Source organism: Massilia eburnea, from assembly GCF_009720745.1.
Classification (GTDB): Bacteria; Pseudomonadota; Gammaproteobacteria; order Burkholderiales; family Burkholderiaceae_D; genus Rugamonas; species Rugamonas eburnea.
This window is the reverse complement of the sequence record NZ_WNKX01000004.1, coordinates 172899-194131: the sequence shown is the minus strand read 5'-3', so window position 1 is coordinate 194131 and position 21233 is coordinate 172899. Positions and strand designations below refer to the sequence as shown.

The window sequence follows — 21233 nt, the reverse complement described above, 5'->3', positions numbered from 1 at the left end:
AACATGAATCAGACCCTGCTCATCGAACTGCTGACCGAAGAACTGCCGCCGAAAGCCCTGTCCAAGCTGGGCGCCGCTTTCGCCTCCGGCATCGTCAACGGCCTGAAATCGCGCGACTTCCTGGAAGAAGACAGCGTCGCCACCACCTATGCCACTCCGCGCCGCCTGGCCGTGGCGATCACCAAAGTGCGCGCCACCTCGCCGGACAAGCAAGTGCGAGAAAAGATCCTGCCGGTCGCCATCGCGCTGGATGCCGACGGCAACCCGACCGCGCCCCTGACCAAGAAGCTGGCCGCCATGGGCCTGGCCCATATCGCCGTGGCCGACATGGAACGCGCCCAGGACGGCAAGGCCGAAAGCTTCTTCTACACCAAGCTGGCCGCCGGCTCCGCCCTGCAGGTGGGCGCGCAAGCAGCGCTGGAAGAAACCATCGCCAAGCTGCCAATTCCGAAGGTCATGAGCTACCAGCGCCCGGACGGCGAGACCGTGCAATTCGTGCGTCCAGCCCACGCCCTGATCGCACTGCATGGCGCCACCGTGCTGCCACTGACCCTGCTGGGCCTGACCGCATCGAACAAGACCGAAGGCCACCGTTTCCTGACTGCACCGGGCAAGCGTGAAGTGACCGTCGCAAACGCCGAAGCGTATGCCGCTACCCTGGCCGACGCCGGCAAGGTCGTCGCAGGCTTCGATGCACGTAAAGACGCGATCCGCGCGGCCCTGCTGCAAAAAGCGGGCGCCGACCAGGTGCTGATGCCGGAAGCGCTGCTGGAAGAAGTGTCGTCCCTGGTCGAATGGCCGGTCGTGTACGAATGCCATTTCGAGGAGGAATTCCTGGCCGTGCCGCAGGAATGCCTGATCCTCACCATGCAGACCAACCAGAAATACTTCGCCCTGACCGATACGAACGGCAAGCTGCGCTCACGTTTCCTGATCGTGTCGAACATCGCGACCGATACGCCGGCAGCCATCATCGGCGGCAATGAGCGCGTGGTGCGCCCGCGCCTGTCGGACGCCAAGTTCTTCTTCGAGCAGGACAAGAAGAAATCGCTGGAATCGCGCCTGCCGCTGCTGAAAAACGTCGTGTACCACAACAAGCTGGGCACCCAGGCCGAACGCTCCGAGCGCGTCACCTCGCTGGCAGCGGCCATCGCCGGCCGCCTGGGCGGCGACAAGGCGCTGGCCGAACGCGCCGCACGTCTGTCCAAGGCCGACCTGCTGACCGATATGGTCGGCGAATTCCCCGAGCTGCAGGGCATCATGGGCACCTACTACGCCCGCCACGATGGCGAGCACGAAGAAGTCGCGCTGGCCGCTTCCGAGCACTACCAGCCGCGCTTCGCCGGCGACAACCTGCCGTCTACCGCCACCGGCACCGCCGTCGCGCTGGCCGACAAGGTGGAAACCCTGGTCGGCATCTGGGCCATCGGCCTGCAGCCGACCGGCGACAAGGATCCGTTTGCACTGCGCCGCCACGCCCTGGGCGTGCTGCGCATGCTGGTGGAAAAGCGCCTGCCGCTGTCCCTCTCCGCGCTGCTGGGCGACGCTGCCGAGCAGTTCGTGGCTGTGCCGAACTTCAAGACCCCGGCCGCCGAAGTCACCGCCTTCATGATGGACCGCCTGCGCGGCATGCTGCGCGAGCGCGGCTTCAGCGTGAACGAAATCGAAGCCGTGGTGGCCCAGAATCCTGACCGCCTGGACGACATCGTGCAGCGCCTGGAGGCCGTGCAAGCCTTCGCCGCCCTGCCGGAGTCGGTCTCGCTGGCCGGCGCCAACAAGCGCATCACCAACATCCTGAAGAAGAACGAGGAAGCGCTGGCGCAGGCGACCACCGTCAAGGCCGAACTGCTGCAGGATGCCGCAGAAAAGGCCCTGCACGCCGCCATGGCCCGCGTGGCGCCGGAAGTGGACGCAGCATGGGCCAAGGGCGACTTCACCGCCACCCTGAAGACCCTGGCGCAGCTGAAGGAAGAAGTCGACGCCTTCTTCAACGACGTGATGGTCATGGCCGAAGACATCGCCCTGCGCAACAACCGCCTGGCGCTGCTGTCTTCCCTGCACGGCATGATGAACCGCGTGGCCGACATTTCGAAGCTGGCGGCCTGATATGCCACAGACCCAGCCGACCAAGCTGATCATCCTGGACCGCGATGGTGTGATCAACCACGACTCGCCCGACTTCATCAAGTCGCCGGACGAGTGGATTCCCATCCCGGGTTCGCTGGAAGCGATCGCCCGCCTGAACCAGGCCGGTTACCGCGTGGTGATCGCATCGAACCAGTCCGGCATCGCCCGCCAGTACTTCGACATCAACACACTGAACGCGATCCACCAGAAGATGCACCGCCTGGCGCAGCAGGTTGGCGCCGATATCGACGCCATCTTCTTCTGCCCGCACGCGGCGGCCGACAACTGCGACTGCCGCAAGCCAAAACCTGGCATGTTCACGGAGATCTCGAAGCGCTTCGAAATCAGCCTGAAAGGCGTGCCGACCGTCGGCGATTCTCTGCGCGACCTGCAGGCGGGCTTCATCAGCGGCTGCGTGCCCTTCCTGGTGCTGACCGGTAAGGGCGAGAAGACCCATGCCACCGGCGGCCTGCCGCCCGGCACGCAGGTCTTCCCGGACCTCGCCGCCACTGTTGATCACATTCTCAAAGCTGAATAAAACTGGAGACCGTCGTTGCGTAATTTCGTCTTGTTCTTGCGTTCCACCCTGTTCATGATCCTGATGGTGGTTGCCACCGTCATCTGGTCCGGAGTCTGCATGCTGGCAGCGCCGCTGCCTTACAACAAACGCTATTTCGTCACTTCTCGCTGGAACGTCTTCATCGTCTGGTGCGCCAAATGGATCTGCGGCATTAACTACCAGTTCAAGGGCTATGAAAACTTCCCGGACAGCCCGGCCATCATCCTGTCCAAGCACCAGTCGGCGTGGGAGACCATCTTCCTGCTGGCGAACCTGCCACGCCCGCTGGTGTTCGTATTCAAGAAAGAAATCCTGTACATTCCGTTCTTCGGCTGGGGCATCGCGCTGCTGCGCATGATCCCGATCGACCGCAAGCAAGGCAAGAATGCGTTCAAATCCGTTGTCGCGCATGGCAAGCGTCGACTCAAAGACGGACAATGGATTATCATGTTCCCGGAAGGGACCCGGATTCCGGTCGGCCAGGCTGGCAAATATAAGAGCGGTGGTACCCGCCTGGCGATCGAGACCGGCGCCGTGGTGGTGCCGATCGCGCTGAACTCGGGCGAATGCTGGCCAAAGAATTCCTTTATCAAGAAACCGGGCACCGTCACGGTGTCGGTAGGCAAACCGATTTCGTCGGAAGGCAAGACTCCCGACGAATTGATGGAGCAGGTGGAACAGTGGATCGAATCAGAAATGCGCGTCATTTCGCCCCACGCCTACAGCGCTGGCTAGCCGAAAAGGCTGAAGCGCAACAGGAGGCGCCGCCGGCAGCGGCCGCGTCTTCTTCCCCGTTTCCCGTCCCCGCTCCCGCGGCAGTGAACCTGCTGCGCCCTCCGGTGCAACTGCGCCGTCCCGAACCTACCGCCCCGCAACTCACCGGGGACCAGGACAAGCGCCAGCTTCTTGTCGGCGAATACATCCTCGAATATGTCTTGAAGCGCTCGACGCGCCGCTCGATCGGCTTCACGGTCGACGACACCGGCCTGTATGTGACAGCGCCCAAGCGCTGCTCGCTGGCCGACATCGATAACGCCATCCGCGCCAAACAGCACTGGATCCTGTCCAAGCTTGATGAACGCCGCCAGCGCCGCGCCGCACGGCTGGAAAAGCCGCCCATCGTGTGGGACGATGGCGCCCGCCTGCCCTACCTCGGCGAGGAAATCACGCTGCGCTTGTACCAGGCGCCACGCAACCGTACCGAGTTCGATCCGGTGGCGATGGAGCTCTCGATGGGCCTGGTGCAGGGCGCGACCGAGCAGCTGCTCAAGGAGCGCGTCAAGAACTGGTACAAGGCGCAGGCGGAAGGCCTGTTCCAGCAGCGCCTGGACCTGTACGCGGCGCGCCTGGGCGTGCAATACGCCGGCTTTTCGCTATCGTCGGCCGACACCCGCTGGGGCTCCTGCACCGCGCAGCGCACCATCCGCCTGAACTGGAAGCTGATGCATTTCTCGCTGCCATTGGTGGATTACGTGGTGGCGCACGAACTGGCCCACATCCTGGAAATGAACCACAGCGCCCGCTTCTGGGCCAATGTCGGCCGCATCTACCCGCAATACGAGGAAGCCAAGCAGCTGCTGCGCAAACGCGCCGCCGAGCTGCCGCCCCTGTTCACCTAAAGCCAGCCGGCCTCGCGGGCCAGGCGGAAGGCTTCGACGCGGTTGCCGGCATTGAGTTTGCTGATTGCTTCCGACAGGTAGTTGCGCACCGTGCCTTCAGAGAGGCTCAATTGTTTGGCGATGTCGGCGCCAGTGCGGCCTTCGCCCGCCAGGCGCAGCACCTGGCGTTCGCGTTCGCTTAATGGATCTTCGCCGCCGCTCCAGCTCTCCAGCGCAAGCTCGGGAGCGATGGCGCGGCCGCCGGCATGCACGCTGCGGATGGCGGCGGCCAGCGATTCGGAAGGTGCGTCCTTCAGCAGGTAGCCGCGCACACCGGCCGCCATGGCGCGGCGCAGGTAGCCGGAACGGGCGAAGGTGGTGACGATGATGACGCGCGCCGCGGCGCCGCGTTCGGCCAGCACGGCGGCCAGCTCGAGGCCCGTCATCAAGGGCATTTCGATATCGGTCAGCACGATGTCGGGCTGCAGCTGCTCGCACAGGGCCAGCGCTTCCTGCCCATTGCGTGCCTGGCCGACCACGTCCAGGTCGTGCTCCAGTTTCAGCAGCGCGGCAAGGGCGCCCAGCACCAGCGACTGGTCCTCGGCAATCAATACGCGGATCATGCGACAGCTCCCAGCGGTAAATGTAGTTCCAGCGCCAGGCCGCTGCCCGGCGCGCCCTGGCCCGCCTGCAAGACCAGGCGGCCGCCGGCGGCGGCAACCCGCTCGCGCATGCCGCGCAGCCCATTGCCGCGTGCCAGCGCTTCGCGGTCGACCGGCGCAGCGCCATCGTCGCTGATATGGCAGACAATTTGCCCGCATTCCTGCCGCACGCTGACCAGGCAGCGCGTAGCCTTGGCGTGACGCAGGATATTGGTCACCGCTTCGCGCAACGACAACGCCAGCACGTTCTCCGCCGTGGCGGTCATGGCGAACGGCTGCACCTCCGCCTGCAGCTCCACATCGGCTGCGGCCAGCGCGGCGCGCGCTTGCGCCAGCTCCTGCGCAAAGCCGCTCTGGCGGTAGCCGCTGACGGCGCTGCGCACTTCGGCCAGGGCGTGGCGCGCCGTGGTTTCGATATCCTTGATTTCCTTCGCTGTGGCAGCGCTGTCGCGTTCCAGCAGGCGTCCCGCCAATTCGGCCTTGATGGCAATCAGCGACAAGGTGTGGCCCAGCAAATCGTGCAGGTCGCGCGAGATGCGTTCGCGCTCGGCGATGCGGGCGATGTGTTCGACTTCTTCCTGCTTGCGCAGCAATTGCTGCCCGGAGCGGCGCACGCGGGCGTCCATCACGCTGGCGACACCGACCGGCGCACCGACTGCCAGCGTCGGCAGCAGGAAACTCAGCGGCAGTTCAACCGTCATCCCCACCAGCGCGGCGGAGCCGAGGATCAGGCAGATCCCGAGGTAGGCCTGGCGCGGCTGCTCCAGCGCCGCGCACATCGAGCAGGCAAAGATGAAGAAGGTGCAGGCGCCGAAATTGAAGGGCGCCCAGGCCATCCCCAAAGCCACTGTCGCCAGCAGCAGCGGCACCGCGCGCCGGTTGCGCAGCCAGTAGCTGGCGAAATAGATCGGCACGAATACCGCAATCGACAGCGCCAGCATGCCCAGCTCCAGCGGCGTTGGACTGATGTAGAAGTACTTCCAGAAGAAGAAGTTCAGCGACAACAGCCACAGGTACGGCGCCTTGCCGAGGTGCCGCGGCACCCAGGGACCTTCCAGCCAGCGCCTGACCTGCATCATGCTCATTTTCCTTACTGGTTAGTCAGGCGCACGTCGGCGATCTGGAACTGGTAATCGCCAGTCTTGGGGCCGGCGTTGAACATGATCAGCGTAATCGCGCTGGTATCAACCCCGGCGAAGCTGGCCATCGGCAGCGCCACTTCCTGCCATTCCGCACCCGCTGCAAACGGCTGGTAGACCGGAATGCGTGCGCTGCCATGCATGATCCCGACCTGGTAGCCCTGGCCGTCGCCCTTGACGCGGAAGCGCAAGGTTTTGGCGGCGCTCAGGTTGGCCGGCTGGAACGCCTGGCTGCCAGGCACGAACGCGATGCCGGCCCAGGGGAAGGCAAAGCCCGGCTGCACGCTGGCCTTCACGTTGACCGAATTCTCGCCTGCGTATTCCAGGTTCACGGTGGATTTACCACCCAGGAAAGCGTCGTTCGAAGGCACCCAGCCGGTACCGAAAGGGCTGGCCAGTTTTTCTTTGCTGAACAGGCTGATCATGCCGTCGGCTGGCAGCACCAGTGGCGCGGCTTTGGGCGCGCTCAGTTCCTTCGCCACCAGCTCCTGCTGTGCCTTGCGGCGCTCCGACACGGTCGCTCCATCCTTCCAGACTTCGACGATATTGCGGCTGGCCTTGATGTCCTGGCTTGGGTCGCCATCGACCAGCACCAGGTCGGCCTTGGCGCCTTTGGCGATCACGCCGCGCTCGGCCAGGTGGAACGCTTTGGCTGGCACCGACGTGGCGGAACGCAGCGCTTCCAGCGGCGTCAGGCCGGCCTGGGTCAGGGACAGCAACTCGTGGTGCAGGCTGGCGCCGGCCTGGGTGCCGCCATTGCCGGCATCGGTGCCCGCCAGCAGCGGCACGCCGGCATTGCGCAGCGCTGCCACCACTTCCCTGGTGGCGTTCATGCGCTGCGCCATTTCCGTTTTTCCGTAGGGTGAATTGAGCGGTACGATCTGGTCGCTCGTCAGCAGTGCCATCATCTTCTTATCTTCCAGCACGTCCTTTTCCTTCAGGCCGGCCACGCTTTCCAGCACGCTGAAGGTCGGAATGATGAAGGCTTTGCGATCATGCGCCAGCTTGACGAAGGACTTGAGGTCCGTCCCCGAAATCGACTCGCCGCTGAACAGGTGCACCAGGCCATCTGCGCCTTCTTCCAGTGCGGCGCGGGCATCCGCTGGATTGGAGATGTGCACCACCGCCATCTTGCCGCGCTTGTGGGCGGCCGCAACCAGCGCTTTCACCGTAGCGCGGTCCAGCGAGGGCATCGGGTGGCCCGGCCAGCCGGGTTCCATCACGATCTTGATGAAGTGCGAGCCTTCTGCAATGCGGGCGTCGACCCAGGGCTGCGCCTCTTCCGGCTTGGTCAGGGTCGGGATGGCCATGCCGTATTCGGTGCCATGTCCGCCTGGCACCGTGGCGAGGATGCCGGCCGAAATGATGTCAGGCCGGTCCCGGTTTTCGCCGCGCTGCATGCGGCCGTTCATTTCCTGCAGAAGCGGCACGGCGGTAAACATATCCAGTTCGCTGGTCACGCCAAACACCAGGGGCAGCTCGAAATGCTGGAAGCTGTGGGTATGGGAGTCGATCAGGCCCGGCATCAGGGTGCGGCCGGCGCCGTCGACCACTTGCGCGCCGTCGGGCGCCTTGCCTTTGAAGTCGGCGCTGGCGATCTTGCCGCCTTCCAGCAGCACGCTGCGCTTGGCGTACACCTGCTGCCCGTCGAAGACGCGGACATCCTTGATCAGGGTGGCTTCAACAGCCATGGCAGGCAGGGCGCAGGCCAGGCTGGCGGCGACTAACAGTTTCAGCATTGCGGTTCTCCTTGTGGTCAGGTGAACGCAGTATCCGGATTGCCGCCCAAGGGCACCAGATTGAAATGCCACGACTTCGTCATGACATTTGTCACTTCAAGTCTGGAAGCAATGCGATGGTGCGGGCCGTGGCGCCGCGGTGGCTATTGGCAAAGGTGAGGGCATGGGCGCCCATGGCGTCGCGCGCCTCGCTGTCAGCCAGCAGGCGCGCCACTTGCTGCATCAGGGCGTCGCTGTTTGCCACGCGCACCGCGCCGCCCTGCTGTATGCAGTCTTCCGTCGCTTGCGCAAAATTGAAGGTGTGCTCTCCGACAATCACCGGCTTGCCCAGCGCGGCCGGCTCGATCAGGTTCTGCCCGCCCAGCGGCTGCAGGCTGCCGCCGATGAAGGCCAGGTCGCAAGCGGAATAGTAGGCGAACATTTCGCCCATCGAGTCGCCCAGCACCACTTCGGTCCCTGGCGCGACGCTGGCGCCGGCCTCCTTCAAGGCGGAACGCAGCTGCACCGACAGTCCGCGCTCCTCCACCATGGCGGCCACCTCGCTGAAGCGTTGCGGATGGCGCGGCACGATCAGCAGCAGCACATTGGCCGGCAGCGAGGCGCGAGCAGACCGGAAAGCGTCCAGGATCATGCCCTCCTCGCCTTCGCGCGTACTGGCGCACAGGAACACCGGGCGCTGGCCGAACTGCCGGCGCAATTGCGCGCCGGCCGCCAGGGCAGCCGGCGGAATCGCCACGTCGAACTTGATGCTGCCGGTGACGCTCACATGCGAAGCGCCCAGCGTGCGGATGCGCTGCGCATCGGCTTCGGTCTGCGCAGCCACCAGCGAGATGCCCTGCGCCGCATCGCGAATCGCCTTGCCGAAGCGCAGCGCCTTGCCCAGCGAACGTTCGCTCAGGCGGGCGTTGGCCAGCACTACCGGTACTTGGTCGCGGCCGCATTGCAGGATCAGGTTCGGCCACACCTCGGTCTCCATCAGGATGCAGATGCGCGGTTCGAAATGGCGGATGAAGCGCGCCACCAGCAGCGGCATGTCGTAAGGCAGGTAAGACTGCACCAGACGCGCACCGTGCTTGGCGAACAGGCTTTTGCCGGTGGCCCGGCCGGTCGGCGTCATGCAGGTCAGTACGATGCGCGCCTGCGGGTATTTCGCCAGCAGAGCGTCGACCAGCGGTTCGGCGGCGCGCGTTTCGCCCACCGACACCGCATGCACCCAGATGGTAGCCGGTTCATCGTTGGCGGCGCGGGCGCCATAAAAGCCCAGGCGCTCGCCCCAATACTGGCGGTAGCCCGGTTCCTTGCGGCCGCGCCACCACAGGCGGCCCAGCACCAGGGGCAAGGCCAGCCACCACATCAAGGTGTAAAAGATGCGCATGCTCAGAGCAGGCTCTTGGCGGCGGCCAGCACTTCGGCCACGCCGGGCGGCGAACCCGCGTCGCCCAGGTTGACGATGCGCGGCGACCAGTTGCCTTCCGTCTTCCAGCGCGGCGAATCGGTATAGATTTCCACAACGGGACGCGAGAAGGCAGCCGCGATATGGGTCAGGCCGGTGTCCACGCCCACCGCCAGGGCGGCGCGGCGCGCCAGCATGACGGCATCGGCCATCGGCAGTTTCGGCAGTACGCGCGCGTTCGGAATGGCGGCGGCCAGCGCTTCGGCTTCCGCTTTTTCCTTGAGCGAGCCCCATGGCAGCAGCACCGGCATTGGCGCCAGTGCCCTGCCCAGTTCGATCCAGCTGGCCGCAGCCCACTTCTTGGCGTCGCGCGCCGTGCCGTGGAAGAACACTGCGTACGGCGCTTCGCCCATCCACTCCGGGCGCGGCTCGCTGGCCGGTATTTCCGGCAGGCCGAAGTCGGCCGGGGTGTCCGCCCTGAAGCCCAGCGCCTCGGCCACGATCACGCGGCCGCGCGCCACTGCGTGCGTACGGCGCTCGATCGGTATGCTCCTGCTGTGGAAAATGCGCGATAAACCCTCGTAGCCCGAACCTTCGGTGCCGTTGGCCATGCCGATCTTGTGCTTGCCGCGCGCGGCGCCCATCAGGATGCCGGTCTTCAGCAAGCCCTGGGTGTCGAAGACATAGTCGTACTCTACTGCGCGCAGGTCGCGGAAAAAGGCGCTGATCTCGGCGCGCGTTTCCTTCTTGCCCAGGCTCTTGCGCCAGCGGCGCAGGCCCCACGGCAGGATCTTGCGCACCATGGGGTTCAGGCGCACCAGGCTGACATACCCCTCCTCCACCACCCAGTCGACGTTCGCATCGGGAAAATGGCGCTTGATGTCGGCCACGATGGGCATATTGTGCAGCACGTCGCCCATCGAGGAAACGCGCACCAGGAGGATATTCATTTAGAACGGCAACTGTGCGTCAGGCTTGGCAGCCAGGATCACTTCGCGGAACTGGCCCTGGATGCGCGCCAGCGCCGCCGGGCTCTCCGCCTCGAAACGCATCACGATCACCGGCGTGGTGTTGGAGGAACGCGCCAGGCCAAAGCCGTCGGCGTATTCCACGCGCAGGCCGTCGATGTCGATCACGCGCTCATTTCCCGGGAATTTCGCCTCGGCCACGAGCTTGGCCATCAGCGAGTAATTCTCGCCTTCGTTCAGGTGCAGGTGCAGTTCCGGCGTGCTGTCCGATTTGGGCAGCGCGTTCAGCAGGGCCGACGGATCGGCGTGGCGGGTCAGGATTTCCAGCATGCGCGCGCCGGCGTACAAGCCGTCGTCAAAGCCGTACCAGCGGTCCTTGAAGAAGATATGGCCGCTCATTTCGCCGCCCAGCGGGGCGCCGGTTTCCTTCAGCTTGGCCTTCACCAGGGAGTGGCCGGTCTTGTACATCAGCGGCTTGCCGCCTGCCTTCTCGATGTAGGGCGCCAGGTGGCGCGTGCATTTCACGTCATACAGGATCTGCTCGCCCGGATGGCGGGTCAGCACGTCCTCGGCGAACAGCATCATCTGGCGGTCCGGGAAGATGATCTGGCCGTCCTTGGTAACGATGCCCAGGCGGTCGCCGTCGCCGTCAAAAGCCAGGCCGATCTCGGCATCGGTCTCCTGCAGCGCCTTGATCAGGTCCTGCAGGTTTTCCGGGTGCGCCGGATCCGGGTGGTGGTTGGGGAAGGTGCCGTCCACTTCGCAGAACAGCTCGATCACTTCGCAGCCCATGCCGCGATACAGGTCGCCCGCGAAAGCGCCGGCCACGCCGTTGCCGCAATCGACCGCGATCTTGATCGGGCGCGCAATCTTGACGTCGCCGATGATGCGCTGCAGGTACTGCTCGCGGATATCGTAAGTGCCGTACTTGCCGGCGGCAGCTGCCGGCTGCAGGCCGGCGGCAATGGCGTCGTACAGGCCGCTGATGGCTTCGCCGTGGATCGCCTCGCCCTTCAGCACCATCTTGAAGCCGTTGTAGTCGGGCGGATTATGGCTTCCGGTGACCATCATGCCGGAACGCGTATCGAGCACCTGGGTGCCGTAGTACACCATCGGGGTGGCCACAACGCCCAGGTCGATCACGTCAACGCCGGCAGCCTGCAGCCCTTGCGCCAGGGCGGCGATCAGGCCCGGGCCGGACAAGCGGCCGTCGCGGCCAATGACCACGCTGCGCTCTCCCTTGGCGGCAGCGGCCAGGCCGAACGCATGGCCGATGGACCGGGCCACGCCTTCGTCCAGTGTTTTACCGATAATTCCACGGATATCGTAGGCCTTGAAGATGGATTTGGAGAGAGCAACCATAGAAAACTTGAAGTTTGAAAAAATGAGTTCAGATGCGCAGTCCGTCGATCGACTTTCCGCTGTCGACCCAGTCGCGCACCCACTTCGGCTGGCGGCCGCGGCCAGTCCACTGTTCGTTGGCATTGCCCGGATTGCGATAGCGCGCCTCGACCTTCCCGCCCTTGTTGCGGCTGCCCGGGAAGCCGGCCAGCAATTCTTTCAGCGGCACGCCGGATTGCTGGGCGATGGCGAAAATCTGTTCGCGCGCCTTTTGCTTATCCATGCCTTCGCGCTGTTTTAACTCACGCTTAATCTGCTCTTGCAGGTTGCGTAATTCAGGGGACGACAATTTCGACAGGTCCATCTTCCTATCCTCTATTGAATTTCGGTCACTGAAGTATACACGAGTACCTTATCGGATTTTCTTATGGCGAATCATCCAGCGTGGTGCTTTAAATCGCACAATGCGCACATAAAGCCAGACATAACTAGCAATAAATAAGAGGCAAAACAGCATCAGCACCCATGAATAGCGCCAGAATACCGTGGCGGGAATCACGGCCATCAGCGAAAACATCCACAGGTAAGGCGAAGTCAGTGAATTGCGGCGCACCAGAGCCCGCGCATCCCTGGCCCCGACGGCCCATTGCACCACGCGGCGGAAAATCAGGCTGTGCAAATGAATGCCGTCCGGCATCGCAGGCGAAGTGCCGCGGATGAACAGGCGCCGATAAGCGCTGAACAGGGTTTCAAATGCGGGATAAATCAATAGCAATACTGCGTACCAGGTAGAAACCTGAGGATTGCGCATTACCAGCAGCAGGGCCAATTCCCCCAGCATAAAGCCAATAAAATAGGCGCCGCCATCGCCCAGGAATATCAGTCCGACCGGATAATTCCAGATCAGGAAACCGGCCGTGGCCCCCGCCACAATCAATGCCGTCACCAGGACGAAAGTATCGTTGACCTGCAAAGCGACATAACCCAGCGACAGCAACATGCAAATAGTCACCACGCTGGCCAGGCCATTAAAGCCGTCGATGATATTAATGGCGTTGGCGATGCCGGCCACGGCCAGTACGGTGAGCGGCAAGGTCAGCCACAAATAAGGCAGGGGCAAGGCTGAAACGCCCCAGTCAATGCGATCGATGCGGGCGTCCAGCAGGAAATAGCCAAGCAAGGCGGCAAACATGGTCAGCAGCAGCCGCCGCCGCGCGCTGACCTTGCCGGTATAGTCTTCCACGATGCCGCCGGCAAAGGCGAAAAACGCGCACATCATCAGCGACAGCATCCAGCTGGTCATCACCGGCACGCGCCAGACGGAAATACAGGCGCTCAGCGCGACAGCCAGGAAAATCGACAAGCCGCCGATACGGGCGACGTGATGGGAGTGCACTTTTTGCACGCCATCGAAATCGGTGTCCAGCGCGGGGCCATGCAGCCGCACTTCCTTGATGACCCACAGGGTCAGCAGTGCGGAAGCAAAAAAGCTCACGAGGAATGAAAACATTCGTTCTTATCAGTATAGTATCGCTGCGCGGAAGAAAGCTTGCCAACGCGCTAAGCGGCGATTGTACCGGATTCACCCCGGCAGACGCGAATTTTAGCCGAGGGCGCTGCCCGCGGCGCGTTTACTTACCAATTGATACTTCGCTGGCGGATGCCACGCCCCAGTGGCATGGGTTATCCTGTTCGCTATGAAAACTTATGTAGTGGGCGACCTGCAGGGTTGCCATGGCGAAACTGTCACCCTGGTCGAAAACATCCTGGAAACCGAGCATGCGGCCGGCCGTGAGCCGCCGGCCATCCTGTTTTGCGGCGACCTGATCAATCGCGGCCCCGATTCCCTGTCCACGCTGCGCTATGTGCAGGCCTTGAGCCAGGGCAGCGACGGCCGGATCGACGCTGTGCTGGGCAACCACGACCTACACCTGCTGGCGGTGGCCAACGGCATCCGTCCCGAATCAAGTTCCGACACCATCGAACATATCCTGGCGGCGGCCGACCGCGACGCCCTGCTGCATTGGCTGCGGCTGCGCCCCATGGCCATCATGCGCGGCGAGCACCTGCTGGTGCATGGCGGCGTGCTGCCGCAATGGACCGCGCAGCAAGCGCTGGCGCTCGCTGCTGAAGTGGAGCATGCGCTGCGCGGCGATGACTGGGTTGGCTTCCTGCGCGAGATGTACGGCAACCAGCCGGACCGCTGGGACGACGCCCTGACCGGCGCCGCCCGCCTGCGCTGCATCGTCAACGCGCTGACGCGCATGCGCTTCTGCAGCGCCGAAGGAGTCATGGATTTCAAGATGAAGGAATCGGCGCACGCCGATCCGTCGACCGGCCTGATGCCCTGGTTCGACGTGCCGGGGCGCCGCACCAGCGACATCACCGTAGTCTTCGGCCACTGGTCGGCCCTGGGACTGCGCATCATGCCGCGCCTGATTGCGCTCGATAGCGGCTGCGTCTGGGGCGGCAAGCTGTCGGCCGTCTGCCTTGACGACCGCAGCCTGCTGCAGGTGGATTGCCCGGAGTACCGGAGCGTTTAATGCTTCTGTGGAGCCTCGGCCGGCGCCGCGGCCTGCGCCTGTGCCGGGTTGGCGGCCTGGCCCTCGGCCTTGGCCGCGTCGCCGGCGCCTTCCGCCGCAGCGGGCGCGCCCCCTTCAGCCGGCGCAGCCGCAGCCGGCGCAGCCGCAGCCGGCGCGAAGGTTGCCGCCATCAATTCCTTGTAAGCCTCCGACTTGCGCAGCGGCTCCAGGTTGGGGCTGCCCTTGATCGCCTCTTCGTCGGTGAAACCGTTCACGATGGCGTTTTCCAGCGAAGCCATGGCGGCGTTCTTGCGGCCCAATTGCGCCTGCGCCTGCGCCAGCAGGAAATAAGACTCCGCTTCCTTCGGCGCCTTCAGCGTCGCCGCATACGCCTTGTCCGCTGCGATGCCGAAGTTTTTCTGCGCCAGGCTTTCCGTGGCCTGCGTGCGCAGGGTTTTGGAATTGGCAAAGGTATCGCCGCCGCAGGCTGCCAACAGCAGGCAGGCTGCCAGCACACTGATCCTGCTCATGCTGATTGCTCCTGTAAAGTTTCCGCCTCCGGCACAATGTCCAGTGCCTTGCCGATCGCCCGGTGGGCGGCTTCGGCCAAGTCGCGGCGATGGGCGCCCTCGCCCGGTATCGCCTCCAGCAAGGCCAGGTGCGCGCGTACCGGCTTGCCATCGAGGATATTAACCACGCTTTGCGCGAAAGTCATGTCGCCGATGAAGTCCACCGATGGATGCGGCTGGCCCGCCGCGTCGACATAGGACAGCGCGAACGGCTGCACCATGACCTTGCCGTCGACCGCCGCCTCGAACAGGTTGGCGTGGAAAGGCAGCAGCGTGCCCTGCGCGGCGGTGGTTCCTTCCGGGAAGAAGGCCACGCGCTGGCCCTCCTGCAGCACCTGCACCAGGCCCTTGAAGATGTTGCGCAATTCGCGCTTGTTGCCGCGCGCGATGAACACGGTGCCCGCCTGCGCCACCAGCCAGCCTGCCAGCGGCCAGGCGCGGATTTCCGCCTTGGCCACGAAGCGGCACGGGTACAGCGCATTGATGACGAAGATGTCCAGCCACGAAATGTGGTTGCAGACCACCATGCCATGCTCGAGCGCCGCAGCACTGCCCGGCGCCACCTGCACGGCGACATTGCAGATCGCCAGCAGCTGGCGCGACCAGCGGCGGATATGGCCGTTGCGCCTTTCCGTCCCGATAAAGGGGAACACAATGGCGCAGGTGGCCATCCCGGCCAGCAAGTGAAGCACCATGCGCCCGATGCGCAGCATCAGGCGCCAGTCCAGGTTGCGCTTGGCGGGCTGTTCGGCCGGCTGCTTAGCGTCCATTGCGTTCGTAGGCCACTTTGCCGGCGACGATGGTCGCCTGCACCTGGCCTGCCAGCTCATAGCCGAGGAATGGCGTGTGCTTGCCCTGGCTCGCGAGCGCGCTGCCGGTGACGGTCCAGCGCGCCGCCGGATCGAACACCACTACGTCGGCCACGCTGCCCACGCCCAGCTGGCCGGCTTGCGCCAGGCCGGCCACGCGCGCGGCTTCGCTGGTGACGCGTGCCAGTGCACGGGACAGTGCGTCATCCTGGCCATGCGCGCCGGCATAGTCGTCGGCCCATTTGACGGCCAGCGACAGCAGCAATTCCAGGCCGGTGGCGCCAGGCGAGGCTTCGCCGAACGGCAGCAGCTTTTCATCGTCGTCGCACGGCGTGTGGTCGGAGCACATGGCGTCGATGGTGCCGTCCAGCAGGCCCGCGCGGATCGCTTCGCGGTCGCGCTGGGTGCGCAACGGCGGGTCGATGCGCGCGTTGGAATCGAAGAAATTGATGTCGGTATCGGTCAGGTGCACGTGGTGCGCGCCCACGTCGCAAGTGATCGGCAGGCCTTCGGCCTTGGCGGCGCGCACCAGTTCCAGGCCGGCGGCGGACGACATGCGGCACAGGTGGACCTTGGCGCCGGTCGAGCGCATCAGCTCGAAGATGGTGTGCAGGGCAATGGTCTCGGCCATCACCGGCACGCCCGACAGGCCCAGGCGCGACGCCAGGGGGCCGCTATTGGCCACGCCGCCGCGGCCGATCCAGGCATCCTGCGGACGCAGCCAGATGGTGAAGCCGAAGGTGGCGGCATACTGCATGCAGCGCTGCAGTACGGTGGTGTCCTTGATCGGCGTTTCGGCTTGCGAGAAGCCGATGCAGCCGGCGCCGGTCAGTTCCACCAGTTCGGTCAGCGCTTCGCCTTTCAGGCCGTGGGTCAGTGCGCCCAGCGGATGCACGTGGGCCTGGTTCAGCGCATTGGCGCGGTGCTTCAGCATTTCGACCAGGCCCGGCTCGTCGAGTACGGGGTCGGTGTCGGGCGGACAGACCAGGGAGGTCACGCCGCCCTGCACTGCCGCCTGCATTTCCGATTTCAGCGTGGCCTTGTATTCAAAGCCCGGCTCGCGCAGGCGCGCCGACAGGTCCACCAGGCCCGGCGCCACCACCTTGCCGGCGGCGTCGATGGTGCGCTCGGCCTTGAAGCCGGCCGGTGCGCTGCCGATGGCGGCAACCTTGCCGTCCACGATGTACAGGTCTTGTTTGGAATCGATCTTGTTGGCCGGATCGATCAGTCGGCCGTTTTGGATAAGTACGTTCATGTTTATGCTTGCGTGCCTGCCAGGATGCTCATCACCGCCATGCGGACTGCGATACCGAAGGTGACCTGCGACAGGATCACCGCCTGCGGGCCGTCGGCCACGGCGGAATCGATCTCCACGCCGCGGTTCATCGGGCCCGGGTGCATCACGATGGCGTCCGGCTTGGCCAGCGCCAGGCGCTCCGGTGTCAGGCCGTAGGCGCGGAAGTACTCGCCGGCGGACGGCAGCAGCGCGCCGCTCATGCGCTCGTTCTGCAGGCGCAGCATGATGATCACGTCGACGTCCTTCAGGCCTTCATCCATATTGGTGAAGGTGCGCACGCCCAGCTGCTCCAGGCCGCCCGGCAGCAGGGTGTGCGGGCCGATGGCGCGGATTTCCGGCACGCCCAGCGTAGTCAGGGCGTGGATGTCGGAACGGGCCACGCGGCTGTGCAGGATGTCGCCCACGATTGCCACGCGCAGGTTGGTGAAATCCTTCTTGTAGTGGCGGATGGTGTACATGTCCAGCAGGCCCTGCGTCGGGTGCGCATGGCGGCCGTCGCCCGCATTCACCACGTGCACGTGGTTCTGCTTCGTGTCGTGCAGGTGCTTGGCGATCAGGTAGGGCGCGCCCGATTGCGAGTGGCGCACTACGAACATATCGGCGTGCATGGCCGACAGGTTGTCGATGGTGTCGAGCAGTGATTCGCCCTTGCTGGCGGAAGACGCCGCGATATTCAGGTTGATCACGTCGGCCGACAGGCGCTTGGCCGCGATCTCGAAGGTGGTGCGGGTACGGGTGGAATTCTCGAAGAACAGGTTGAACACGCTCTTGCCGCGCATCAGCGGGACCTTCTTCACTTCGCGGTCCGACACGGACACGAACGAGGAGGCGGTATCGAGGATCTGGTTGATGATGGCCTTGGGCAGGCCCTCGGTCGTCAGCAGGTGCTGAAGCTCGCCGTGTTTGTTGAGTTGCGGATTAAGCATGGTTCTGTTCAATAGTCAGGGAAAACTTTCCGTCGCCGGCCTGCTGCAGGCGCAGGGCCTGGCCTTGCGCGCAGCGGGTGTGGGCCGCCACGAAATCGGCAGCTACCGGCAATTGGCGTTCGCCGCGGTCCACCAGCGAGGCGAGCATGATGCGCGCCGGGCGGCCGTAGTCGAACAGTTCGTTGATGGCGGCGCGCGTTGTGCGGCCGGTATAGAGCACGTCGTCCACCAGCACGATGGTGGCGCCGTTCACGTCGAAGCCGATATGGGTCGGCTTCACTTCGTGCGGCAGGCCTTTCTTCGCGTAATCGTCGCGGTAGAAAGACACGTCCAGTACGCCCAGGCGCGCGCTGAGGTTCAGGTCCTTGGCCAGGCGCTCGGCGATCCAGGCGCCGCCGGAGTGAATGCCGACGATGGCGGGGTCGTTGGCGCCGGCGATGCCGGCCTTGACCTGCTCGAGCAGGCTGGCATACAGCGCTTCGGCATCCAGCTGTTGGGGATCAATGTGGGACATATTCGTCAAAGTATTGTTGGAGGATGATGGCGGCGGCGCGGTCGTCAATGAGTTCGCCGCGTTTGGCGGGAATCATCGCCGACGAGTAGCGCTCGTCGACCATCACCACGGGAAGATTGAATCGGCCGTTCAACTGGTTGGCGAACTTGCGGCAGCGCGCCGTCATGTCGTGCTCTGCCCCGTCCGGATGGAAAGGCAGGCCCACCACCAGTTTCGTCGGCCCCCATTTGTCGATCAGGGCCTTGATCTCGGCGAAGCGTGCATCGTTGACTGTGGATTGAATGACGGCCAGGGGGGTGGCCTGGCCGATCATCGTGTTTCCCATTGCGACACCAACGCGTTTGATGCCGAAGTCGAAGCCTAAAACAGTTTCCGGACTATGCATGACCCGCTTCAGAGTTAAGCATCAGGGGGTCGAAGCCCAGCAGCTTGATGGCGGCCTGGTAGCGGTCTTCGATCGGCACATCGAACACGATGCGCGGATCGGCGGCCACGGTCAGCCAGCCATTGCGTGCCAGTTCGTCTTCCAGCTGGCCGGGACTCCAGCCCGCGTAGCCGATCGACACCATCATGCGTTCCGGCCCCTGGCCGCGGGCCACCGCTTCCAGCACGTCGATCGAGGTGGTGAAGGCCACGTCGTTGGTCACCGTCAGCGAAGACGAATAGTGCGCGCCCGGCGTGTGCAGCACGAAGCCGCGGTCATCCTGCACCGGGCCGCCGAACATGATCGGTTCCGACTCCATGTGGCGGTCGGCGGCGGACGATACTTCGATATCGATCCGGTCGAACAGCACTTCCATGGTCATGTCGGTCGGTTTGTTGATCACGACGCCCAGCACGCCGTTCTCGTTGTGTTCGCATACATACACGACCGTACCGCCGAAAATCGGGTCTTGCATGGATGGCATGGCAATCAGAAAATGATTTGCCAGGTTGAGCGCAGGGGCAGTCATAGGCGCCTTTAGCTCCTTCAGTTCACTAGTTTCCGGTAACAATCCCGGCACAGGCATGCTTCTGGTCAATTTGACTTTTTTCATGATTGCCCTCAATGCAGGGATGTTAAGAGTTCTTTACTGTAATATCCGCGCTGCAACTGTCGGATATACCCACAGTTTACTATGAATTGCTGATCCAGCCATGAAAAACGCCCTCGTCTGGTTGCGCCGTGACCTAAGGCTCTTCGACCACGCCGCCTTGCACCACGCCCTTGCCTCTGCCGAGACAGTGTACTGTGCCTTTATTTTCGACCGCGCCATCCTGGATGCCCTGCCCAGCGCGGACCGGCGCGTCGAGTTCATTCATGACAGCCTGACAAGTCTTGCGGCTGAGCTCGAGGCAGCCGGCGGGCACTTGATCGTTCTGCATAACATTGCCGAGAAGGCAATTCCCGAGCTCGCCGCTGAACTCGGCGTTGAAGCGGTGTTCGCCAACCATGACTACGAGCCCGCGGCCATCGCCCGCGACGCGGCGGTCGGCGCGGCCTTGCGTGCGGCAGGCCGGCAGCTGCACACCTTCAAGGACCAGGTCATATTCGAGCGCGACCAAGTCCTGACGCAGGGCGGCCAGCCGTTCTCGGTCTTCACGCCGTACAAGAACGCCTGGCTGCGCAAGCTGGAGGCAGAACCTTCGGTGCTGTCGCCGTGGACGGTGGAGCCAGGAAGCGCGCACCAGCGCGGCCGCTTCGCGCCAGGGCGCAGCACGCTGCCCGCGCTCGAGGCGCTGGGCTTTGAACGCACCAGGCTGCGCGAACTCGGCATCGGCAATGGCCCGGCGCTATTCGAGGACTTCCTGGGCCGCATCGCCGACTATGGCGTGGCGCGCGACTACCCTGCGCTGAAAGGGCCGTCCTACCTGTCGATGCACTTGCGCTTCGGCACGGTGTCGATCCGCCACCTGGTGCGCACCGTGATGACCATGTCGGCGCGCGGCGCGGCCGGCGAAGGCGGCGCGGTTTGGCTGTCGGAGCTGATCTGGCGCGAGTTCTACATGCAGATCCTGTACCACCATCCGCATGTGGTGGACAGCGCCTTCAAGCCCGCTTACGACCGGATCGAATGGGAATCCGGTGCGGAGGCCGATGAGCTGTTTGCCGCCTGGTGCGAAGGCCGTACCGGTTATCCGCTGGTGGATGCGGCCATGCTGCAGCTGAACCGCACCGGATATATGCACAACCGCCTGCGCATGGTCGTGGCCTCCTTCCTGTGCAAGGACCTCGGCATCGACTGGCGCCGCGGCGAAGCTTATTTCGCGCTGCACCTCAATGATTTCGAGCTGTCGTCCAACAATGGCGGCTGGCAGTGGGCATCGTCTTCAGGCTGCGACGCACAGCCTTACTTCCGGATCTTCAATCCGGTGACGCAGTCACAGAAGTTCGACCCGGAGGGGAAGTTCATCAAGCGCTACCTGCCGCAGTTGGCGGGCCTGTCGCCGAAGGAAATACACCTACCGCGCGATCCAATCGTCGATCACGATCAAGCGCGCAAGCGCACGCTCGAGCGCTACGAAGTCGTGAAGAAGTAGGAAATCAAACCGACGACTTCCCTCGCAATCGAGTACAGGTCGCGCATCTCCACAAATCGTGCGTGGGCATGGCCCGCCACATGCACGCCTGCGCGCTCGAGCGCGAACCGGGTGCGCGGCACGTGGAAGTATTGTGTCGCCACCAGGGCGGAACGCAGCCCATTCGCGCGCATATAGGCTGCCGCGTTGCGGGCCGTGGCCTGCGTATCGAGGCCCCGGCTGTCAACGACGATGACTGCCGCGGGAACGCCGTTCGCCTTCAGGTAGTCGGCCATGACCACCGCTTCGTCAAAGCCCTCCTTGCCGATGCCGCCGCTGACAAAAATGCGTCGGGCGCCAAAGTCGCGATAGACCTTCAGCGCGACGTCGAGCCGCGCCCGCAGCCTTGGGCTGGGCGTACCGTCCGGCGCCACGGTGTTTCCCGGCACAACGATCAGATCCGCCGGCACCAGTTTGTCGGCGCATCCGGCGGCAGCGAGCAGGCCCGCGCAAGCCAGGAACAAGCCGGCAACAATCAATGCAAGGAATTTGAACGCGCGCATAGGGAGAA

The 21233-nt window shown here is 64.2% G+C and carries 22 protein-coding genes; 6 read left to right on the top strand and 16 right to left on the bottom strand.

The window, feature by feature from the left end; genetic code table 11:
- The first annotated feature begins 3 nt into the window (after window positions 1–3).
- From glyS to GM658_RS06990, 4 genes are read left to right on the top strand one after another with little or no spacing between them, the layout of a single operon-like run.
- On the top strand, window positions 4–2106 hold the full coding sequence (glyS, locus tag GM658_RS07005) for a glycine--tRNA ligase subunit beta (protein WP_155453295.1): 2103 nt from the start codon (window positions 4–6) through the stop codon (window positions 2104–2106).
- A gap of 1 nt (window position 2107) precedes the next feature.
- On the top strand, window positions 2108–2665 hold the full coding sequence (gene gmhB / locus GM658_RS07000; protein WP_155453294.1) for a D-glycero-beta-D-manno-heptose 1,7-bisphosphate 7-phosphatase: 558 nt from the start codon (window positions 2108–2110) through the stop codon (window positions 2663–2665).
- A gap of 15 nt (window positions 2666–2680) precedes the next feature.
- Window positions 2681–3421, top strand: a complete 741-nt coding sequence (locus tag GM658_RS06995) for a lysophospholipid acyltransferase family protein (protein ID WP_155453293.1) — start codon at window positions 2681–2683, stop codon at window positions 3419–3421.
- A complete protein-coding gene (locus GM658_RS06990; protein ID WP_371865052.1) occupies window positions 3367–4305 on the top strand; it encodes a M48 family metallopeptidase in 939 nt (312 codons plus the stop codon). Before GM658_RS06995 ends, GM658_RS06990 begins: the two co-directional genes overlap by 55 nt.
- Here the strand turns inward: GM658_RS06990 and GM658_RS06985 are convergent.
- The 8 genes from GM658_RS06985 to GM658_RS06950 form a co-directional block, all read right to left on the bottom strand.
- Window positions 4302–4907, bottom strand: coding sequence for a response regulator transcription factor (locus tag GM658_RS06985; protein WP_155453292.1), 606 nt, complete (start codon window positions 4905–4907; stop codon window positions 4302–4304). The genes GM658_RS06990 and GM658_RS06985 overlap by 4 nt on opposite strands.
- Entirely contained in the window at window positions 4904–6025 is a 1122-nt protein-coding gene (locus GM658_RS06980; RefSeq protein ID WP_155453291.1) for a sensor histidine kinase, read from the bottom strand. Before GM658_RS06980 ends, GM658_RS06985 begins: the two co-directional genes overlap by 4 nt.
- A gap of 11 nt (window positions 6026–6036) precedes the next feature.
- On the bottom strand, window positions 6037–7824 hold the full coding sequence (locus GM658_RS06975; RefSeq protein ID WP_155453290.1) for a CIA30 family protein: 1788 nt from the start codon (window positions 7822–7824) through the stop codon (window positions 6037–6039).
- A 91-nt stretch (window positions 7825–7915) separates the two neighbouring features.
- Window positions 7916–9199 carry a lipid IV(A) 3-deoxy-D-manno-octulosonic acid transferase gene (gene waaA / locus GM658_RS06970; RefSeq protein ID WP_155453289.1) on the bottom strand — a complete coding sequence of 428 codons (1284 nt, stop codon included), beginning with the start codon at window positions 9197–9199 and terminating at the stop codon, window positions 7916–7918.
- A 2-nt stretch (window positions 9200–9201) separates the two neighbouring features.
- Entirely contained in the window at window positions 9202–10167 is a 966-nt protein-coding gene (gene waaC / locus GM658_RS06965; RefSeq protein ID WP_155453288.1) for a lipopolysaccharide heptosyltransferase I, read from the bottom strand.
- On the bottom strand, window positions 10168–11547 hold the full coding sequence (locus GM658_RS06960; RefSeq protein WP_155453287.1) for a phosphomannomutase/phosphoglucomutase: 1380 nt from the start codon (window positions 11545–11547) through the stop codon (window positions 10168–10170).
- A 28-nt stretch (window positions 11548–11575) separates the two neighbouring features.
- Window positions 11576–11890, bottom strand: a complete 315-nt coding sequence (locus tag GM658_RS06955) for an H-NS histone family protein (RefSeq protein WP_155453286.1) — start codon at window positions 11888–11890, stop codon at window positions 11576–11578.
- A gap of 48 nt (window positions 11891–11938) precedes the next feature.
- Window positions 11939–13036: an MraY family glycosyltransferase gene (locus GM658_RS06950; protein ID WP_155453285.1), complete on the bottom strand. Its 1098-nt coding sequence runs from the start codon at window positions 13034–13036 to the stop codon at window positions 11939–11941.
- 187 nt (window positions 13037–13223) lie between these two features.
- Here GM658_RS06950 and GM658_RS06945 point away from each other — a divergent pair, with 187 nt between their 5' ends.
- The gene (locus tag GM658_RS06945; RefSeq protein WP_155453284.1) at window positions 13224–14069 is read left to right on the top strand and encodes a symmetrical bis(5'-nucleosyl)-tetraphosphatase; all 846 of its coding nucleotides are present in this window, start codon (window positions 13224–13226) and stop codon (window positions 14067–14069) included.
- On the opposite strand, the gene GM658_RS06940 is transcribed toward GM658_RS06945, so the two are convergent.
- From GM658_RS06940 to GM658_RS06910, 7 genes are read right to left on the bottom strand one after another with little or no spacing between them, the layout of a single operon-like run.
- The gene (locus GM658_RS06940) at window positions 14066–14578 is read right to left on the bottom strand and encodes a TPR end-of-group domain-containing protein (RefSeq protein ID WP_155453283.1); all 513 of its coding nucleotides are present in this window, start codon (window positions 14576–14578) and stop codon (window positions 14066–14068) included. The genes GM658_RS06945 and GM658_RS06940 overlap by 4 nt on opposite strands.
- Window positions 14575–15387 (bottom strand): lysophospholipid acyltransferase family protein, encoded by an 813-nt coding sequence (locus GM658_RS06935; RefSeq protein WP_229416795.1) that lies wholly within the window; start codon window positions 15385–15387, stop codon window positions 14575–14577. The genes GM658_RS06940 and GM658_RS06935 overlap by 4 nt, the downstream gene beginning before the upstream one ends.
- Window positions 15377–16681: a dihydroorotase gene (locus tag GM658_RS06930; RefSeq protein ID WP_155453282.1), complete on the bottom strand. Its 1305-nt coding sequence runs from the start codon at window positions 16679–16681 to the stop codon at window positions 15377–15379. Before GM658_RS06930 ends, GM658_RS06935 begins: the two co-directional genes overlap by 11 nt.
- Window positions 16682–16683: 2 nt before the next feature.
- Window positions 16684–17649 (bottom strand): aspartate carbamoyltransferase catalytic subunit, encoded by a 966-nt coding sequence (locus GM658_RS06925; RefSeq protein ID WP_155453281.1) that lies wholly within the window; start codon window positions 17647–17649, stop codon window positions 16684–16686.
- Entirely contained in the window at window positions 17642–18163 is a 522-nt protein-coding gene (gene pyrR, locus GM658_RS06920; protein ID WP_155453280.1) for a bifunctional pyr operon transcriptional regulator/uracil phosphoribosyltransferase PyrR, read from the bottom strand. The genes GM658_RS06925 and pyrR overlap by 8 nt, the downstream gene beginning before the upstream one ends.
- Window positions 18150–18548, bottom strand: coding sequence for a Holliday junction resolvase RuvX (ruvX, locus tag GM658_RS06915; RefSeq protein ID WP_155453279.1), 399 nt, complete (start codon window positions 18546–18548; stop codon window positions 18150–18152). Before ruvX ends, pyrR begins: the two co-directional genes overlap by 14 nt.
- On the bottom strand, window positions 18541–19116 hold the full coding sequence (locus tag GM658_RS06910; protein WP_229416794.1) for a YqgE/AlgH family protein: 576 nt from the start codon (window positions 19114–19116) through the stop codon (window positions 18541–18543). The genes ruvX and GM658_RS06910 overlap by 8 nt, the downstream gene beginning before the upstream one ends.
- Before the next feature lie 184 nt (window positions 19117–19300).
- On the opposite strand from GM658_RS06910, the gene GM658_RS06905 reads away from it, so the two are divergent.
- Entirely contained in the window at window positions 19301–20683 is a 1383-nt protein-coding gene (locus GM658_RS06905; RefSeq protein WP_155453277.1) for a cryptochrome/photolyase family protein, read from the top strand.
- Here the strand turns inward: GM658_RS06905 and GM658_RS06900 are convergent.
- Entirely contained in the window at window positions 20662–21225 is a 564-nt protein-coding gene (locus GM658_RS06900) for a YdcF family protein (RefSeq protein WP_155453276.1), read from the bottom strand. The genes GM658_RS06905 and GM658_RS06900 overlap by 22 nt on opposite strands.
- Window positions 21226–21233: the final 8 nt, after the last annotated feature.

What these genes read in the sequence shown, in the direction of transcription:
- pyrR (WP_155453280.1), bottom strand. Translation starts at nt 18,163, where the DNA reads ATGTCCCACATTGATCCCCAACAGCTGGATGCCGAAGCGCTGTATGCC.
- GM658_RS06950 (WP_155453285.1), bottom strand. Translation starts at nt 13,036, where the DNA reads ATGTTTTCATTCCTCGTGAGCTTTTTTGCTTCCGCACTGCTGACCCTG.
- waaC (WP_155453288.1), bottom strand. Translation starts at nt 10,167, where the DNA reads ATGAATATCCTCCTGGTGCGCGTTTCCTCGATGGGCGACGTGCTGCAC.
- GM658_RS06900 (WP_155453276.1), bottom strand. Translation starts at nt 21,225, where the DNA reads ATGCGCGCGTTCAAATTCCTTGCATTGATTGTTGCCGGCTTGTTCCTG.
- GM658_RS06985 (WP_155453292.1), bottom strand. Translation starts at nt 4,907, where the DNA reads ATGATCCGCGTATTGATTGCCGAGGACCAGTCGCTGGTGCTGGGCGCC.
- GM658_RS06930 (WP_155453282.1), bottom strand. Translation starts at nt 16,681, where the DNA reads ATGAACGTACTTATCCAAAACGGCCGACTGATCGATCCGGCCAACAAG.
- glyS (WP_155453295.1), top strand. Translation starts at nt 4, where the DNA reads ATGAATCAGACCCTGCTCATCGAACTGCTGACCGAAGAACTGCCGCCG.
- GM658_RS06905 (WP_155453277.1), top strand. Translation starts at nt 19,301, where the DNA reads ATGAAAAACGCCCTCGTCTGGTTGCGCCGTGACCTAAGGCTCTTCGAC.
- GM658_RS06980 (WP_155453291.1), bottom strand. Translation starts at nt 6,025, where the DNA reads ATGATGCAGGTCAGGCGCTGGCTGGAAGGTCCCTGGGTGCCGCGGCAC.
- ruvX (WP_155453279.1), bottom strand. Translation starts at nt 18,548, where the DNA reads ATGCATAGTCCGGAAACTGTTTTAGGCTTCGACTTCGGCATCAAACGC.
- waaA (WP_155453289.1), bottom strand. Translation starts at nt 9,199, where the DNA reads ATGCGCATCTTTTACACCTTGATGTGGTGGCTGGCCTTGCCCCTGGTG.
- GM658_RS06925 (WP_155453281.1), bottom strand. Translation starts at nt 17,649, where the DNA reads ATGCTTAATCCGCAACTCAACAAACACGGCGAGCTTCAGCACCTGCTG.
- GM658_RS06960 (WP_155453287.1), bottom strand. Translation starts at nt 11,547, where the DNA reads ATGGTTGCTCTCTCCAAATCCATCTTCAAGGCCTACGATATCCGTGGA.
- GM658_RS06940 (WP_155453283.1), bottom strand. Translation starts at nt 14,578, where the DNA reads ATGAGCAGGATCAGTGTGCTGGCAGCCTGCCTGCTGTTGGCAGCCTGC.
- gmhB (WP_155453294.1), top strand. Translation starts at nt 2,108, where the DNA reads ATGCCACAGACCCAGCCGACCAAGCTGATCATCCTGGACCGCGATGGT.
- GM658_RS06955 (WP_155453286.1), bottom strand. Translation starts at nt 11,890, where the DNA reads ATGGACCTGTCGAAATTGTCGTCCCCTGAATTACGCAACCTGCAAGAG.
- GM658_RS06945 (WP_155453284.1), top strand. Translation starts at nt 13,224, where the DNA reads ATGAAAACTTATGTAGTGGGCGACCTGCAGGGTTGCCATGGCGAAACT.
- GM658_RS06975 (WP_155453290.1), bottom strand. Translation starts at nt 7,824, where the DNA reads ATGCTGAAACTGTTAGTCGCCGCCAGCCTGGCCTGCGCCCTGCCTGCC.
- GM658_RS06935 (WP_229416795.1), bottom strand. Translation starts at nt 15,387, where the DNA reads ATGGACGCTAAGCAGCCGGCCGAACAGCCCGCCAAGCGCAACCTGGAC.
- GM658_RS06910 (WP_229416794.1), bottom strand. Translation starts at nt 19,116, where the DNA reads ATGACTGCCCCTGCGCTCAACCTGGCAAATCATTTTCTGATTGCCATG.